We start from the raw sequence: 16,689 nt of genomic DNA, 5'->3' as shown, positions 1-16,689 counted from the left end.
TTCGCTTATCCGGCCTACGATTTCGCTCGCTTTGCCGCCATCATGGCTTTCAGATTAGCCAGGTGACTTTGCCCTTTTTGCATTCGCTCCTCAGCGCTTACCACTTTGCGCTCCTGCTCCCAGATTAAATCATCCTGCGGGAGTTCTAACAGGAAGCGGCTGGGTTCCGGGCGCACCAGTTCCCCATACTGACGGCGCTCTTTACATAATGTAAAGGTGAGCTCTTTCTGCGCGCGAGTGATCCCGACATAGGCCAGCCGACGCTCTTCCTCAATATTGTCTTCGTCAATGCTGCTTTGATGCGGCAAAAATCCTTCTTCCATTCCCACCATATAGACATACGGGAATTCCAGTCCTTTCGACGCATGAAGCGTCATCAACTGTACCTGATCCAGCTCTTCTTCGCTCTCGCCACGCTCCATCATATCGCGCAGCGTAAAGCGTGTAACCACCTGGGTCAGCGTCATCGGCTCATCGAGTTCGTTGCCTTCCAGCATCTCAGTCATCCAGCTAAAGAGCTGATTAACGTTTTTCATACGCATTTCCGCCGCTTTGGGGCTCGGCGAGGTTTCGTACAACCAGGATTCATAGTCAATACCGTGGATGAGATCGCGCACGGCGGCGACAGGCTCGCGTTCGGCCAGACGCTGGATTTCCCCCAGCCAGTGGGTAAAACGCGTCAATGAATCGTAACCACGTCCGGTCAGCTTTTGGCTAAGTCCCATATCAAAGCTGGCGGTAAACAGGCTCTTATTACGCGTCATTGCCCATTCACCCAGCTTTTGCAGAGTGGCCGGACCGATTTCGCGTTTTGGCGTATTCACGATGCGCAGGAAAGCGCTGTCATCATCCGGGTTGGTCAACACCCGCAGGTAGGCCAGCAGGTCTTTAATCTCCGGACGGGAGAAAAATGAGGTGCCGCCGGAAATTTTGTACGGAATGCGGTTCTGCATGAGGAATTTTTCAAATACCCGCGACTGATAATTCCCGCGATACAGAATGGCGTAATCCTTGTACTGGGTCTTGTTCACAAAGTGATGGGCAATCAGTTCGCCGGTAACGCGCTCAGCTTCATGCTCTTCATTGTTTGCGCTTAACACTTTGAGTTCCGCGCCGTAACCGAGCTCGGAAAAGAGGCGCTTTTCAAAGACGTGCGGATTGTTGGCGATGAGAATATTCGCCGCTTTCAGGATGCGGCCCGAAGAACGATAGTTTTGCTCCAGTTTAATCACCTGCAGCGCCGGAAAGTCCTGGCTCAGTAACACCAGGTTTTGCGGACGCGCCCCGCGCCAGGAGTAGATAGACTGGTCGTCATCGCCCACGACCGTAAAGCGCGCGCGTTGCCCGACCAGCAGCTTAACCAACTCATACTGGCTGGTGTTAGTATCCTGATATTCATCCACCAGCAGATAACGAATTTTATTCTGCCAGCGCTCGCGCACCTCGTCATTGCGTTGCAGCAGCAGCGTCGGCAGCAAAATCAAATCATCAAAATCGAGAACGTTGCATGCCTTCATATGGGCGTCGTAAAGCCCGTAGCAGTGGGCAAAAATACGATCGCGTTCGCCTTTCGCCCCCGCCGCTGCCTGCGCAGGCGTTTTGAGATCGTTTTTCCAGTTGGAGATCGTGGAGATCAGCTGTTGCAACAGAACCTTGTCGTCTTCGATCAGGCCTTCGGTCAGCTCTTTGAGCAAGGCGACCTGGTCGGTATCGTCAAACAATGAAAAGTTCGATTTCATCCCCAGCGCAGCGTACTCGCGCTTAATAATATCCAGCCCTAATGTATGAAAGGTGGAGATCATCAAACCGCGCGCTTCCTTACGGCCGAGCGTCTGCCCGACGCGTTCTTTCATCTCACGCGCAGCCTTGTTGGTAAACGTCACCGCCGCAATATGCCGGGCCTGATAGCCGCATCCGCGGATCAGGTGGGCGATTTTATTGGTAATTACGCGAGTTTTACCAGAACCCGCTCCTGCCAGCACCAGGCAGGGTCCGGTGACGAATTCGACAGCGTGTTGTTGGCCGGGATTTAAACGCATGGGAATAGTGCTCAATCTTCGAACGGGGGAGGGATTGTAGCAGAAAGCGAGGCCCAGAGAAGACCTGGCTGCCTTTTCAGGCAGCCAGGAAAAGGTCAATCAGCAGGCTCTGGCGGCAAGCGGCGTATAGCCATTACGCTGTGCGCTCTTGATCCAACTGAAAGAACCCATTAGCGCGATCGCCGTCAGCAGAACATACTCAAGCGACATCGCATAAACGCCCTGTACTGCATGATTTCCAACGGGCAGTATTTGAGTAATTCATAGAGCACTGGGTCGCGTACGACCTGGCGTAGCCCTAAAAGCCAGTCGTCTGGAAATTCTGCGTTTTTCATTATGTTCATGGTATCTCGCCCCTTGTCAGAAAGGACAGGACCGCCGTCCCGCACATCCGAAATACGCCTGCTAAAAATGCCGCTTATCTCCCGGTTCATTAAATCAGGCGGGACATCTGTCCTGTAATGGCGAAGAGTATATGTCTGACGGCCTAAGGAGTGATAAAGTGACGGCCAATCTTTGCGACGTGAGAACACAATAATGGCAAAAATGGCAGCAGCACTGCATATTCTTGTAAAAGAAGAGAAACTGGCTTTAGATCTTCTGGAGCAAATTAAAAACGGCGGCGATTTTGAGAAGCTGGCGAAGAAGCATTCTATCTGCCCATCCGGTAAAAAAGGCGGTCATTTAGGCGAATTTCGTCAGGGCCAGATGGTTCCGGCATTCGATAAAGTAGTCTTTTCCTGCCCGGTACTGGAGCCAACCGGCCCGCTGCATACCCAGTTCGGTTACCACATCATTAAAGTATTGTATCGCAAATAAAAAACCGGGTGGCGGCTACGCCTTACCCGGCCTACATCGTCTGCTTGATTTTGTAGGTCGGGTAAGCGCTAGCACCACCCGACAAGGTATATCAACCCGCTACCGCAATACGCTTCATATCCGTCATATAGCCGCGCAGTTTCTTACCTACCTGCTCAATCGCATGGCTACGAATCGCGTCGTTCACGTCGCGAAGCTGTGCGTTGTCTACCGCGCCTTCCGGGATAGCACTACCCAGATCGCCCGGTTGCAATTCCGCCATAAATGGTTTCAGCAGCGGTACGCAAGCGTAAGAGAACAGGTAGTTACCGTATTCTGCGGTATCGGAAATAACCACGTTCATTTCGTACAGGCGCTTACGGGCGATGGTGTTGGCGATCAGCGGCAGTTCGTGCAGTGATTCGTAGTAAGCGGATTCTTCGATGATGCCGGAATCGACCATGGTTTCGAACGCCAGCTCAACGCCCGCTTTCACCATCGCAATCATCAGCACGCCTTTATCGAAGTACTCCTGCTCGCCGATTTTACCTTCAAACTGCGGCGCGGTTTCGAACGCGGTTTTACCGGTCTCTTCACGCCAGGTCAGCAGTTTCTTATCGTCGTTAGCCCAGTCAGCCATCATGCCGGAAGAGAATTCGCCAGAGATGATGTCGTCCATGTGTTTCTGGAACAGCGGCGCCATGATCTCTTTCAGCTGCTCAGACAGCGCGTAAGCACGCAGTTTTGCCGGGTTAGACAGACGGTCCATCATCAGGGTGATGCCGCCCTGCTTCAGCGCTTCGGTGATGGTTTCCCAGCCGAACTGAATCAGTTTTTCGGCGTATGCCGGGTCGGTGCCTTCTGCCACCAGCTTGTCGAAACACAGCAGAGAACCGGCCTGCAGCATACCGCACAGGATGGTCTGCTCGCCCATCAGGTCGGATTTCACTTCCGCCACGAAAGAAGACTCCAGTACGCCCGCACGGTGACCGCCGGTCGCCGCCGCCCAGGCTTTCGCAATCGCCATGCCTTCGCCTTGCGGATCGTTTTCCGGGTGAACGGCGATCAGCGTCGGTACGCCGAAACCACGTTTATACTCTTCGCGCACTTCGGTGCCCGGACACTTCGGCGCTACCATCACTACGGTGATGTCTTTACGGATCTGCTCGCCCACTTCCACGATATTGAAGCCGTGGGAGTAGCCCAGCGCCGCGCCGTCTTTCATCAGCGGCTGTACGGAGCGCACCACGTCGGAGTGCTGTTTGTCTGGCGTCAGGTTAACCACCAGGTCCGCCTGCGGGATCAGCTCTTCGTAGGTACCCACTTTGAAGCCGTTTTCGGTCGCTTTACGCCAGGAGGCACGCTTCTCAGCAATGGCTTCTTTACGCAGGGCGTAGGAAATATCCAGACCGGAGTCACGCATGTTCAGGCCCTGGTTCAGCCCCTGAGCGCCACAGCCGACGATGACCACTTTTTTACCCTGCAGGTAGCTCGCACCGTCGGCGAATTCGTCGCGGCCCATAAAGCGACATTTACCCAGCTGCGCCAGCTGCTGGCGCAGATTCAGTGTATTAAAGTAGTTAGCCATGATGGTGTACTCCGTGATGTTGTGTTGTCGCGCTTATTGTTCGGTTTACAGATTGCTATCTGTGTGAATGAACCCACATTACAACAGGAAATTTATTGCGGAAATTGATATATTCACAACGTTATGTTGCGGTTTATGCAACGTCAAAAACCGGAGGTCTGTCTGTGGATTTACGCGATCTAAAAACCTTCCTGCATCTGGCGGAAAGCCGCCATTTTGGCCGCAGCGCGCGGGCGATGCATGTCAGTCCTTCCACCCTTTCCCGACAGATTCAGCGGCTGGAAGAAGACCTCGGCCAGCCGCTGTTTGTGCGCGATAACCGTACGGTCACGCTGACCGAAGCGGGTGAAGAGCTGCGAGTGTTTGCCCAACAGACGCTTTTGCAGTACCAGCAGCTGCGCCATACCCTCGATCAGCAGGGGCCGTCCCTTTCCGGCGAACTCCATATCTTCTGTTCAGTGACCGCGGCATACAGCCACCTGCCGCCAATCCTCGACCGTTTTCGCGCCGAGCATCCCTCGGTGGAAATTAAGCTCACCACCGGCGACGCCGCCGATGCGATGGAAAAAGTAGTCACCGGCGAGGCCGATCTGGCAATCGCCGGAAAACCAGAAACGCTGCCCGGCGCAGTGGCGTTTTCGATGCTGGAAAATCTGGCGGTGGTGCTGATCGCCCCGGCGCTGCCCTGCCCGGTGCGTAATCAGGTTTCGGTCGACAAGCCAGACTGGTCGACGGTGCCGTTTATCATGGCCGACCAGGGGCCGGTACGCCGTCGCATTGAGCTATGGTTCCGCCGGCATAAAATCAGCAATCCGCAGATTTACGCTACCGTCGGCGGTCACGAAGCGATGGTCTCAATGGTGGCGCTGGGCTGCGGCGTGGCGCTGCTGCCGGAAGTGGTGCTGGAAAACAGCCCGGAGCCAGTGCGCAACCGGGTGATGATTTTAGAACGCAGCGATGAAAAAACGCCGTTTGAACTCGGCGTCTGCACGCAAAAAAAGCGGCTGCATGAGCCGCTAATTGATGCGTTCTGGAAGATTTTACCGAATTAGTTTTACGGCCCTACCATTACCCGAACAGGCTTCCCAATACGGCTAAGCATATTCACCAGAGCATCAATGGTGAATTTGCTGCATTTCTTGTTGACGACATCCGAAACGCGCGGTCGGGATATATGCAAAACTGTAGCAACCTCGGCTTGCTTCATCTGGTTTTGCGTAATCCAGAGGGTAATTTCTTCCATTAGCTGTTGTTTAATGGCTAACGTGTTTTCGATTTCATTCAGGGAATCAGCGTAAAACTTTTCTGCGTCCTGCTTATGAAACCCCAAATCAGCAAAAACATTACCGCCAGATGGCGTCACATGGCGAATATCACTATCAGTTTTGGCAATCACAAGCTGTTTCTCCGTTGTTGCACCACCCGGTTATAACGCGTTCTGGCGATGTTTTTATCATGCTGACTGGTTTGTTGCGTCTGTTTTTGGAAACTATGCAAAACGTAGAGTGCTTCTTCAAACTTAGCGACATACATAACGCGATAGATACCATTGTTGTCACGAATACGAATTTCATTTACCCCAGCCCCAATTTCTGAAAACGGTTTCCAGTCATCGGGTTCAATTCCATACTGAATTTTGTGAAGCTGATAACCGACTGCTTTACGTACCGTTATGGGAAAAGCCAGGAGATCCTCCAGAGAAGATCCCACTCATCGAATTTCTTTTTCATTGGAGAGAGCTCGGGTGAGTAACATAACATCCTTTTGTATAAAATTTTATACATTGTTTTTAGCAGGTGCAAGTGATGGCGGTGCTAACGATATGGTGAGCCGAGTTTCACCACAAGCAGATTGGGCGCCTTCTGGAAAACGTCTCGCAAAATGAAATGAGTGGATGCTCCGGGCTGGCAGAAAAGCCCAATAACTGAGGGAAGATAATATCTGGATATCAGGCCCACTTTACTTTGTGGGCCCGAAAAACTAAACGCTGAATTAACCCGCCAGAAAGAACCGGAACGCCGGGTTATTGCTCTCATCATGGCATTCATAGCCCAGCTCATGCAGCCGGGTTTCGAAATCCGGCTCATGATCGCCTAACTCGAACGCCGCCAGCACGCGGCCATAATCGGTACCGTGGCTACGGTAATGGAATAGCGAAATATTCCAGTGCGTGCCAAGCGTATGCAGGAATTTGAGCAACGCGCCGGGCGACTCCGGAAATTCGAAACTATACAAACGCTCCTGTAATGGCTTGGAGGGGCGTCCGCCGACCATATAGCGCACATGCAGCTTCGCCATTTCATCGTCGGAGAGATCCACTACGCTATAACCGCCGTCGCAAAGTTGGGTGATAATCTCTTTTCGCTCCTCCAGCCCCTGACTGACGCGTACGCCGACAAAAATACAGGCATTTTTCGCGTCGGCAAAACGGTAGTTAAATTCGGTGACCATACGCCCGCCAAGCAACTGGCAGAATTTGAGAAAGCTCCCCTTTTCTTCCGGAATGGTCACCGCCAGTAACGCTTCGCGCTGTTCCCCCAGCTCGCAGCGTTCAGACACATAGCGCAAGCCGTGGAAGTTGACGTTGGCGCCGGAAAGGACGTGCGCCAGGCGTTCGCCGCGAATATTGTGCTGGGCGATATATTTCTTCATCCCCGCCAGCGCCAGCGCGCCGGACGGCTCCGCCACCGCACGCACATCTTCAAACAGATCTTTCATCGCCGCGCAGATAGCGTCGCTATCGACTGTAATAATGTCGTCGAGATATTCCTGGCACAGGCGGAAGGTTTCGTCGCCGATGCGTTTTACCGCTACGCCTTCAGCAAATAACCCAACGCGCGGGAGATCCACTGGATGACCGGCTTCCAACGCCGCTTTCAGGCAGGCGGAATCCTCCGCTTCGACGGCAATTACTTTGATTTGCGGCATCAATTGTTTGATCAGTACCGCTACGCCCGCCGCCAGGCCGCCGCCGCCAACCGGCACAAAGACACGATCGAGATGCGAATCCTGCTGAAGCAGCTCCAGCGCCAGCGTGCCCTGCCCGGCGATCACCATTGGGTGATCAAACGGCGGCACCCAGGTAAAACCCTGCTGCTGCGCCAGTTCAATAGCTTTCGCTTTCGCTTCATCAAAATTAGCGCCGTGCAACAGCACTTCGCCGCCAAAACCGCGTACCGCATCGACTTTAATATCCGCCGTTGCTTTTGGCATGACGATCAGCGACTTCACGCCAAGCCGCGCAGAGGAAAACGCCACGCCCTGTGCATGGTTCCCCGCCGACGCAGTAATCACGCCGTGGGCTTTTTGTTCTTCGGTCAATCCGGCCATCATCGCGTAAGCGCCGCGCAGCTTAAAGCTATGTACCGGCTGCCGGTCTTCGCGTTTGACGAGAATAACGTTATCCAGACGTGACGAGAGCTTTTCCATTTTTTGCAGCGGCGTCACCTGCGCCGCTTCGTATACTGGCGCGCGTAGCACCGCGCGCAGATACTCCGCCCCTTCCGGCGCGACTGACAGTGGTTGAGATTCCGCCATCATCAACCTCCCAGTTTCGATTTATCGCGCACCGCGCCTTTATCGGCGCTGGTCGCCAGGCTGGCGTAGGCACGCAGGGCAAACGAAACCTGACGCTGACGATTTTTCGGCGTCCAGGCTTTGTCGCCACGAGCCTCCTGCGCCTCGCGGCGTGCGGCGATTTCAGCCTCGTTCAACTGCAACTGAATGCTGCGGTTCGGGATATCAATCGCAATGGTGTCGCCATCTTCAATCAGCGCAATAGTGCCGCCGCTGGCCGCTTCCGGCGAGACGTGGCCGATGGAAAGACCCGAAGTACCGCCGGAGAAACGCCCATCGGTGATGAGCGCGCAGGCTTTGCCCAGCCCCATCGACTTCAGGAAACTGGTCGGATAGAGCATTTCCTGCATTCCCGGCCCGCCTTTCGGCCCTTCGTAGCGGATCACAACTACATCGCCTTCCACTACTTTGCCGCCGAGAATCGCCTCTACCGCGTCGTCCTGGCTTTCATACACTTTAGCCGGGCCGGTAAATTTAAGGATGCTGTCATCCACGCCTGCGGTTTTCACAATGCAGCCGTTTTCGGCGAAGTTGCCATACAGCACCGCCAGACCGCCGTCTTTGCTATAGGCATATTCCAGCGAGCGGATGCAACCCGCTGCGCGGTCGTCATCCAGCGAATCCCAGCGACAATCCTGAGAGAACGCCTGGGTAGTACGGATACCGGCAGGGCCAGCACGGAACATTTTTTTAACCGCTTCGTCCTGCGTAACCGTGATGTCGTACTGTTCCAGCGTTTGCGGCAGCGTCAGGCCTAATACGTTTTTCACGTTGCGGTTCAGCAGCCCGGCGCGATCCAGCTCGCCTAAAATACCCAGCACACCGCCGGCACGGTGAACGTCTTCCATATGGTATTTCTGGGTACTTGGCGCCACTTTACACAGCTGCGGCACCTTGCGGGACAGCTTGTCGATATCACTCATGGTGAAGTCGATTTCCGCTTCCTGCGCCGCCGCCAGTAGATGCAGAACGGTATTGGTCGAACCGCCCATCGCAATATCCAGCGTCATGGCGTTTTCAAACGCGGCTTTGCTGGCGATGTTACGCGGCAGTGCACTTTCGTCATCCTGCTCGTAATAGCGTTTAGTCAGTTCAACAATCCGCTTACCGGCATTGAGGAACAACTGCTTCCGGTCAGCGTGGGTTGCCAGCAGTGAGCCGTTGCCCGGCTGCGACAGGCCCAGCGCTTCGGTCAGGCAGTTCATGGAATTAGCGGTAAACATGCCGGAGCAGGAGCCACAGGTTGGACAGGCGGAACGCTCCACCTGGTTACTTTGATCGTCAGAGACTTTCGGGTCCGCGCCCTGAATCATGGCATCAACCAGATCCAGCTTGATAATTTTGTCTGAAAGCTTGGTTTTCCCGGCTTCCATCGGTCCGCCGGAGACAAAGATCACCGGAATATTCAGGCGCAGCGAGGCCATGAGCATCCCTGGGGTGATTTTGTCGCAGTTGGAGATACACACCATCGCGTCAGCGCAGTGAGCGTTCACCATGTACTCCACGGAGTCGGCGATCAGCTCGCGCGACGGCAGTGAATAGAGCATACCCCCGTGCCCCATGGCGATCCCGTCATCCACGGCAATAGTGTTGAACTCTTTCGCCACCCCGCCGGAAGCTTCAATCTGTTCGGCGACCAGCTTACCGAGATCGCGCAGATGAACGTGACCCGGCACAAACTGAGTGAATGAGTTCACCACGGCGATAATCGGTTTGCCAAAATCACTGTCGGTCATTCCGGTGGCGCGCCACAGCGCGCGGGCACCCGCCATATTACGACCATGGGTGGTGGTGGCGGAACGGTACTTAGGCATGCTTTATTTACTCCCCATCTTTTCCCTTCATACTTCACGCCACAGGTGCGTTGGCTGCCTCACTCACCCCAGTCACTTACTACAGTAAGCCCTGGGGATTCGCTGCGTTACCGCCTTCCTGTGACGCAAATTATTTTGGGAAAATATTAATTTTATTTATTATGAATTTACCGGATCCAACCAGCCCCATTTATCCTCGGTTTCTCCAGTGAAGAGACCAAAGAAGGCTTGTTGAATACGCTTGGTAACAGGGCCGCAACGGCCTTCACCTACCTGGATACCATCAACGCTGCGTACCGGAGTAATTTCTGCCGCGGTTCCGGACATAAACACTTCGTCGGCCAGATACAGCGATTCACGGGACAGCACCTGCTCGCGCACTTCAATACCCAGCTCTTTCGCCAGTTTGATAATCGCGTCGCGAGTAATGCCTGGCAGCGCGGAAGAGGTAAACGGCGGAGTAAACAGCACGCCATCTTTCACCTCAAACAGGTTTTCGCCTGCGCCTTCGGAGATATAGCCGTTTACATCCAGGGCGATGCCTTCCTGATAGCCGTGGCGGCGCGCTTCGCTACCCACCAGCAGTGAGGAGAGGTAGTTACCGCCCGCTTTCGCAGCGGTTGGAATGGTGTTCGGCGCAGCGCGATTCCAGGAAGAAACCATCGCATCGATCCCCTGATCCAGCGCTTCGGCGCCCAGGTATGCCCCCCACGGGAACGCGGCGATGATGACGTCAGTGGTGTATCCCGGGGGCGGGTTAACGCCCATACCGACATCGCCGACAAATACCAACGGACGGATATAGGCGCTGGTCAGGTTGTTTTTGCGGATCACTTCGCGGCAGGCTTCCATCAGCTCATCAATACTCTGGGAAACCGGAAAACGATAAATTTTTGCTGAGTCGCGCAGGCGCTGCATATGTTCACGATGACGAAACACTACCGGGCCTTTGTGAGAGTCGTAGCACCGAATCCCTTCAAATACCGACGTACCGTAGTGCAGCGCGTGAGACATTACGTGAACCTTCGCGTCTTCCCAGCGCACCATCTCGCCATTGAACCAAATGTAATCAGCTTTTTTCGTCGTCATTTTTCTTCCTTTTGCGCTCAGGCGCGGATTTGTTGTGATGTGGCAGCGCTCTGGCAGATTGCGACATGCGCAACATCTACCAGTTTACTTAACTGACTAAACAGTAAGTCGACCGACCGGGGACTGGCAACGGTCAATTCAATATTTATATTCTGCGCATCGGTCGCGGCTTCCATATTCATGGAGCACACCTGAAAACCACGATGGCGCACCACGCGTAAAACACGTTCTAAGGTTTCTGGATTAAAGCGTGCCGATACATTGACCTGATGTTGCATCATGATAATTTCTCCAGCATTTCAGAGTTACTGGCGCCAGGCGGCACCAACGGCCAGACATTTTCAAGTTCGTCGATTGAGACGTGAAGCAGGTACGGCCCTTCGCTTGCCAACATCGTGTCGAGTGCCGCTTCAACCTGGTCTTTACGAGTAATGTGCTGGCCTGGAATGCCGAAGGCGCTGGCCAGCATGAGGAAATCGGGGTTATCGGTCAGGGTGGTTTCGCTATATCGCTCCTGGAAAAACAGTTGCTGCCATTGTCGAACCATCCCTAACCGCTGGTTGTCGAGTAAGACTATCTTCAACGGTAACTGCTTGCGTTTTACGGTGCCCAACTCCTGAACATTCATCATGAAGGAACCGTCACCGGAGATACAGATAACGGTATCATTCGGTCGCGCTACCTGCGCGCCAACGGCCGCCGGTAAGCCGAATCCCATCGTCCCCAGACCGCTGGAAGTGATGAAATTTTCCGGGCGGGTGTAAGTCATATGCTGGGCTGACCACATCTGATGCTGCCCCACATCCGTCGTCACCACACTGTCTGCGGGTTTGCGTTCCGACAATTGCTTCAACAACAACGGCGCATAGATAGTCTCGCCAGGATGATCATAGCGCCAGGCGTGTTCTGCGCGCAGCTCTGCACAGGACTGACGCCATGCGTCGATCTTCAGCGGTTGCTGTAATGCCGACAACAGCGAATTTAAATCGCCCTGCAACGCGACGTGTGCCTGACGCAGTTTGTTCATTTCCGCCGGGTCTATATCCATATGGATCACGCTGGCATTCGGCGCAAACGTATTCAGCTTACCGGTCACCCGGTCATCAAAACGTGCACCCACTGCGATCAGTAAATCACACTCTTGCACCGCGAAATTAGCCGCTTTAGTACCGTGCATTCCTAGCATGCCCAGATAGTACGGATAATCAGCTTCAACAGCGCCCAGCCCTTTCAGCGTGCAGGTAACTGGCATTTGCGTTACCGCGATAAATTTACGCAGCGCCGGAACCGCCTTCGCCATACCAACTCCACCGCCGACGTACAGCATGGGTTTTTTCGCCTGTTCCAGCATCTGGCGCGCTTGTTCCACATCAGCCTGCGGGAAAGTCGCTTCGTTATCAACGGTAGTAAACCAGGGTTCCAGCTCACCGCTGGCCAACTGGATATCTTTCGGGATATCCACCAGAACGGGTCCGGGACGGCCAGCGTTGGCGACTTCAAAAGCCTCCGCCATGATGCGCGGCAACTCTGCCAGCGACTGCACCAGGAAGCTGTGTTTGGTGCAGGCCAGCGACAGCCCTAACACATCCACCTCCTGGAACGCATCGGTGCCGATGAACGGGGCGGAAACCTGACCCGTGATCGCGACGACGGGGACCGAATCTAACAACGCATCCGCCAGGCCAGTGATCAGGTTAGTGGCGCCAGGGCCGGAGGTGGCGATACAAACGCCGGTTTTGCCGGTAGAACGGGCATAACCGATTGCCGCCATTGCGGCACCCTGTTCGTGTCGGCACAACAAATGCTCCACACCACCGTCATACAACGCGTCGTAAACCGGCATAATTGCGCCGCCAGGATAACCAAATACGGTTTTCACCCCCTGCGCTCGCAAAGCATGTACCACCCACTGTGCCCCGTTCATAGTTACATCCCCGTCGTAAATCTTGAGAAACAGAATTTTATGCTGTTATTCACGCTCTGCTCCTCGCTTAAGTTTTTCAGGCCAAAAAAAACCCCCGGACCTTTCGGTGCGGGGGTCTTAGTTCGTTAAGGCTTGATTTCTAAGCCTTTCCTCGTCCAAGTGCAGCCCCGCACGGTGGGATAATAATCACCACCACGCTAATCACGACCAGGCTAATCACTCGTAGAAGGGCTGTCATTTTTGTCTATTCTTGCATCTTGTTCGAAGGAATACCTAAAGAGTTACCATAGGTTTTGCCAATAGCACAAGATATTTTTTTAACCACGTTTCAGATAATGCAGGTGAATGCCTAAAAGTGCTTTGTTTTTTATAAGAAAAATTAGCAACTGAAAAATTTTCACGTTTTCCTCCCCCTTTTGGCGCACTCTACATCCTGTTTTCCTTCTTTTCGCTTCTGCGAGCGTTCTTCCAGTTTGATGTTTCTTACCTGAAAATGACGCCAAAATTCAGGAAGCAGTCGCTAAAAAACAAAAAGTCAGTAATTCGATTTTCTCTTCTATTCCGCATAATCCACGTAACAGGAGGGATTATGTCACTGGCGATTGTTCATACCCGCGCCGCACTTGGCGTCAATGCGCCGCCTATCACTATAGAGGTGCATATCAGTAATGGATTACCGGGATTAACCATGGTTGGCCTACCGGAAACCACGGTAAAAGAGGCGCGTGACCGGGTACGTAGTGCGATCATTAATAGCGGATATGAATTTCCGGCTAAAAAAATAACCGTTAACCTTGCTCCCGCCGATCTACCGAAAGAGGACGGAAGGTATGACCTGCCTATTGCTGTTGCGCTTCTGGCCGCGTCTGAGCAGCTTACAGCGTCGAATCTTGAGGCATATGAGCTGGTGGGTGAGTTAGCGCTTACAGGCGCATTACGCGGCGTTCCTGGCGCAATATCAAGTGCAACGGAAGCCATCAGGGCCGGCAGAAATATTATCGTCGCAACAGAGAACGCGGCGGAGGTTGGGCTTATCAGCAAAGAAGGATGTTTTATCGCCGATCATCTACAAACCGTCTGCGCCTTTCTGGAAGGGAAACACGCCCTGGAAAGACCTTTAGCTCAGGATATGGCATCGCCTACCGCAACTGCCGATCTTCGCGATGTGATCGGTCAGGAGCAGGGTAAACGCGGCCTGGAGATTACAGCGGCAGGGGGACATAATCTGCTATTGATCGGCCCGCCGGGTACGGGTAAAACCATGCTGGCCAGTCGACTGAGCGGGATTCTTCCACCATTAAGCAATGAGGAGGCGTTGGAAAGCGCCGCGATCCTCAGTCTGGTTAATGCCGATACGGTACAAAAACGATGGCAGCAACGCCCCTTTCGCTCACCTCATCATAGCGCCTCACTTACTGCTATGGTCGGCGGCGGCGCAATACCCGCCCCGGGAGAGATATCGCTGGCGCACAACGGAATTTTGTTCCTTGATGAATTGCCTGAATTTGAGCGACGCACACTGGATGCGCTACGTGAACCTATAGAATCCGGCCAAATTCATTTATCCCGTACCAGAGCGAAAATAACGTACCCTGCCAGGTTCCAGTTAATCGCCGCAATGAATCCGAGCCCGACCGGACATTATCAGGGAAACCATAATCGCTGCACGCCAGAACAGACACTACGTTACCTTAATAGGTTGTCAGGCCCGTTTCTTGATCGTTTTGACCTTTCGCTTGAGATACCGCTTCCTCCGCCCGGGATTCTTAGCCAACACGCCTCAAAGGGTGAGAACAGCGCTACGGTAAAAAAGCGGGTCATCGCCGCCCATGAACGGCAGTACCGACGCCAGAAGAAGTTAAACGCGCGTCTGGAGGGTCGCGAAATCCAAAAATACTGTGTTTTGCATCACGATGACGCCCGCTGGCTTGAAGACACGCTGGTGCATCTTGGATTATCCATTCGCGCCTGGCAGCGTTTACTAAAAGTGGCCAGAACCATTGCCGACATAGAACTGGCTGACCAGATCTCACGTCAGCATTTACAGGAGGCGGTAAGCTATCGGGCGATAGACAGGTTGTTAATTCATTTGCAAAAGCTGTTGGCGTAAAAAAAGGGCATTACGCCCTTTTTATTAATCATCAGCTTCGGTGTAGTCTTCTGCGCCTTCAACTTGCGGCTTGCCGCCAGACAAGGTGTGGAAGCGTTTTGGACGCTTGATACGCGTCATATACTTGGACCAGACGCGTTCTGCATCCGTTACCGGCTCGCGTTCACCGCGACATACCGCTACAAACAGCTTCTCTTCTTCAGTCACAGGCTCACGCTTGCCAAGATCCAGATCATTAAAGGCATGACCATGACGCTCAAGCAGTTGTGCCTCTTTAATCGTGAAATCACCGTGACGAGAGAATCCACGTGGATAATGTTTATTGTCAAAATATCGATTAGTCGTCGTAAAGCTTTCCGCCATCCTGCACGCTCCTAATTCTTTGTCTGAGCTATTTATGGCGCGGAGTATTAGTTACGCTTGACAGAGTGTAAAACAAAACATTTAAATCATAACGACAAATAATTTTGTGGAGAGCACAGTGGATACGGAATTGTTAAAAACTTTCCTGGAAGTTAGCCGGACACGCCATTTCGGGCGGGCCGCAGAAGCACTTTACCTGACGCAATCCGCGGTGAGCTTTCGTATCAGGCAACTGGAGAATCAACTGGGCGTAAACCTTTTTACGCGGCACAGAAACAATATCCGTTTAACCACGGCTGGCGAAAAACTTTTACCGTATGCGGAAACGCTGATGAATACGTGGCAGGCAGCACGTAAAGAGGTGGCGCATACCTCACGCCATAACGAGTTTTCCATCGGCGCCAGCGCGTCTTTATGGGAGTGTATGCTTAACGCCTGGCTGGGGCGACTGTACCAACTACAGGAGCCGCAAAGCGGCCTGCAATTCGAAGCCAGAATCGCTCAACGGCAATCGCTTGTGAAGCAACTTCATGAACGCCAGCTTGATCTCCTCATTACTACCGAAGCGCCCAAAATGGATGAGTTCAGCAGTCAGCTGTTAGGGCACTTCACTTTGGCGTTATATTGCAGCAGCCCTGCCCGTAAGAAATCAGAACTCAATTATCTGCGGCTGGAGTGGGGACCAGACTTCCAACAGCATGAAACAGGGCTGATCGCAGCAGATGAAGTGCCGGTATTAACAACCAGCTCAGCCGAACTCGCCCGACAGCAGCTTAGCGCATTAAATGGCTGTAGCTGGCTTCCTGTAAACTGGGCAAATGAAAAGGGCGGATTACATACCGTTGCCGACAGCGCAACGCTTTCACGGCCACTATACGCTATTTGGCTGCAAAACAGCGATAAATACTCGCTGATCTGCGATCTGTTAAAAACGGATGTGCTGGATGAACAATGAAAATGATGAAAAGAAAAAGAAGGGAACTTACGATTACCTGATCAGATAATCAGGTAATTTTAGGCAAAAAAAAATCCTTAGCAGATGCTAAGGATTATTTCTGGCAGGGGCGGAGAGACTCGAACTCCCAACACCCGGTTTTGGAGACCGGTGCTCTACCAATTGAACTACGCCCCTAATTAGGGTGGCGGAACGGACGGGACTCGAACCCGCGACCCCCTGCGTGACAGGCAGGTATTCTAACCAACTGAACTACCGCTCCACCGAATTTTTTTACAACCACCAGTCTATGACCGGCTTACTGCTTAATTTGATGCCTGGCAGTTCCCTACTCTCGCATGGGGAGACCCCACACTACCATCGGCGCTACGGCGTTTCACTTCTGAGTTCGGCATGGGGTCAGGTGGGACCACCGCGCTAGTGCCGCCAGGCA

Annotated in this window: 16 protein-coding genes, 2 tRNA genes, 1 rRNA gene and 2 pseudogenes; 4 read left to right on the top strand and 17 right to left on the bottom strand. The window is 53.3% G+C overall.

Translation table 11 applies throughout. The features are described 5' to 3' along the window. Positions 1-14: 14 nt before the first annotated feature. From rep to J4728_RS24220, 3 genes and pseudogenes are all read right to left on the bottom strand, one after another. Positions 15-2,039 (bottom strand): DNA helicase Rep, encoded by a 2,025-nt coding sequence (rep, locus tag J4728_RS21340; protein WP_208212367.1) that lies wholly within the window; start codon positions 2,037-2,039, stop codon positions 15-17. Between the two features lie 99 nt (positions 2,040-2,138). Next, positions 2,139-2,276 (bottom strand): annotated as a pseudogene (locus J4728_RS21335) (nicotinamide riboside transporter PnuC); the annotation flags it as partial. Beyond that, a pseudogene (locus J4728_RS24220) lies at positions 2,228-2,383 on the bottom strand (Crp/Fnr family transcriptional regulator); the annotation flags it as partial. The pseudogenes J4728_RS24220 and J4728_RS21335, both read right to left, overlap by 49 nt. 193 nt (positions 2,384-2,576) lie before the next feature. Here J4728_RS24220 and ppiC point away from each other — a divergent pair. Further along, positions 2,577-2,858 carry a peptidylprolyl isomerase PpiC gene (gene ppiC / locus J4728_RS21330; protein ID WP_001096806.1) on the top strand — a complete coding sequence of 94 codons (282 nt, stop codon included), beginning with the start codon at positions 2,577-2,579 and terminating at the stop codon, positions 2,856-2,858. Between the two features lie 91 nt (positions 2,859-2,949). Here the strand turns inward: ppiC and ilvC are convergent, their stop codons facing one another. Continuing rightward, a complete protein-coding gene (ilvC, locus tag J4728_RS21325) occupies positions 2,950-4,425 on the bottom strand; it encodes a ketol-acid reductoisomerase (protein WP_000024946.1) in 1,476 nt (491 codons plus the stop codon). A 164-nt stretch (positions 4,426-4,589) separates the two neighbouring features. Here ilvC and ilvY point away from each other — a divergent pair, with 164 nt between their 5' ends. Beyond that, positions 4,590-5,477 (top strand): HTH-type transcriptional activator IlvY, encoded by an 888-nt coding sequence (ilvY, locus tag J4728_RS21320; protein WP_208212365.1) that lies wholly within the window; start codon positions 4,590-4,592, stop codon positions 5,475-5,477. A gap of 2 nt (positions 5,478-5,479) precedes the next feature. Here the strand turns inward: ilvY and J4728_RS21315 are convergent, their stop codons facing one another. From J4728_RS21315 to ilvL, 9 genes are all read right to left on the bottom strand, one after another. Further along, positions 5,480-5,821, bottom strand: a complete 342-nt coding sequence (locus J4728_RS21315; RefSeq protein WP_000560824.1) for a helix-turn-helix domain-containing protein — start codon at positions 5,819-5,821, stop codon at positions 5,480-5,482. Continuing rightward, on the bottom strand, positions 5,818-6,135 hold the full coding sequence (locus J4728_RS21310; protein WP_000535852.1) for a type II toxin-antitoxin system RelE/ParE family toxin: 318 nt from the start codon (positions 6,133-6,135) through the stop codon (positions 5,818-5,820). The genes J4728_RS21315 and J4728_RS21310 overlap by 4 nt, the downstream gene beginning before the upstream one ends. 282 nt (positions 6,136-6,417) lie before the next feature. Next, the gene (ilvA, locus tag J4728_RS21305) at positions 6,418-7,962 is read right to left on the bottom strand and encodes a threonine ammonia-lyase, biosynthetic (protein WP_001518457.1); all 1,545 of its coding nucleotides are present in this window, start codon (positions 7,960-7,962) and stop codon (positions 6,418-6,420) included. Positions 7,963-7,964: 2 nt separating this feature from the next. Next, positions 7,965-9,815: a dihydroxy-acid dehydratase gene (gene ilvD, locus J4728_RS21300; protein ID WP_001127428.1), complete on the bottom strand. Its 1,851-nt coding sequence runs from the start codon at positions 9,813-9,815 to the stop codon at positions 7,965-7,967. Between the two features lie 159 nt (positions 9,816-9,974). Continuing rightward, complete coding sequence (gene ilvE, locus J4728_RS21295) at positions 9,975-10,904, bottom strand: branched-chain-amino-acid transaminase (RefSeq protein ID WP_000208532.1); 930 nt, start codon at positions 10,902-10,904, stop codon at positions 9,975-9,977. 17 nt (positions 10,905-10,921) lie between these two features. Continuing rightward, positions 10,922-11,185 carry an acetolactate synthase 2 small subunit gene (ilvM, locus tag J4728_RS21290; protein ID WP_000983260.1) on the bottom strand — a complete coding sequence of 88 codons (264 nt, stop codon included), beginning with the start codon at positions 11,183-11,185 and terminating at the stop codon, positions 10,922-10,924. Beyond that, entirely contained in the window at positions 11,182-12,828 is a 1,647-nt protein-coding gene (gene ilvG / locus J4728_RS21285; RefSeq protein WP_001012561.1) for an acetolactate synthase 2 catalytic subunit, read from the bottom strand. Before ilvG ends, ilvM begins: the two co-directional genes overlap by 4 nt. 2 nt (positions 12,829-12,830) lie before the next feature. Then, positions 12,831-12,881, bottom strand: a complete 51-nt coding sequence (ilvX, locus tag J4728_RS21280; protein WP_192930503.1) for a peptide IlvX — start codon at positions 12,879-12,881, stop codon at positions 12,831-12,833. 86 nt (positions 12,882-12,967) lie between these two features. Beyond that, positions 12,968-13,066, bottom strand: coding sequence for an ilv operon leader peptide (gene ilvL, locus J4728_RS21275; protein WP_001311244.1), 99 nt, complete (start codon positions 13,064-13,066; stop codon positions 12,968-12,970). Between the two features lie 351 nt (positions 13,067-13,417). On the opposite strand from ilvL, the gene J4728_RS21270 reads away from it, so the two are divergent. Further along, the gene (locus J4728_RS21270; RefSeq protein WP_208212363.1) at positions 13,418-14,938 is read left to right on the top strand and encodes a YifB family Mg chelatase-like AAA ATPase; all 1,521 of its coding nucleotides are present in this window, start codon (positions 13,418-13,420) and stop codon (positions 14,936-14,938) included. Positions 14,939-14,962: 24 nt separating this feature from the next. Here J4728_RS21270 and maoP read toward each other — a convergent pair whose 3' ends face one another. Continuing rightward, positions 14,963-15,301, bottom strand: a complete 339-nt coding sequence (maoP, locus tag J4728_RS21265; RefSeq protein ID WP_000840996.1) for a macrodomain Ori organization protein MaoP — start codon at positions 15,299-15,301, stop codon at positions 14,963-14,965. Positions 15,302-15,407: 106 nt separating this feature from the next. Between maoP and hdfR the strand changes: the two genes are divergently transcribed. Further along, complete coding sequence (gene hdfR, locus J4728_RS21260) at positions 15,408-16,256, top strand: HTH-type transcriptional regulator HdfR (RefSeq protein WP_001541181.1); 849 nt, start codon at positions 15,408-15,410, stop codon at positions 16,254-16,256. Positions 16,257-16,357: 101 nt separating this feature from the next. Here the strand turns inward: hdfR and J4728_RS21255 are convergent. From J4728_RS21255 to rrf, 3 genes are all read right to left on the bottom strand, one after another. After that, positions 16,358-16,433, bottom strand: a tRNA-Trp gene (locus tag J4728_RS21255). Between the two features lie 8 nt (positions 16,434-16,441). Next, positions 16,442-16,518: transfer RNA gene (locus J4728_RS21250), tRNA-Asp, on the bottom strand. A 53-nt stretch (positions 16,519-16,571) separates the two neighbouring features. Then, positions 16,572-16,687: ribosomal RNA gene (gene rrf, locus J4728_RS21245) — 5S ribosomal RNA — on the bottom strand. Positions 16,688-16,689: the final 2 nt, after the last annotated feature.

Source organism: Salmonella sp. 32070601201500089SM (assembly GCF_017573605.1).
Taxonomy (GTDB): Bacteria; Pseudomonadota; Gammaproteobacteria; order Enterobacterales; family Enterobacteriaceae; genus Salmonella; species Salmonella enterica.
Note: the sequence above shows the minus strand (reverse complement) of the source record. Positions and strands in the feature narration are given on the sequence as shown.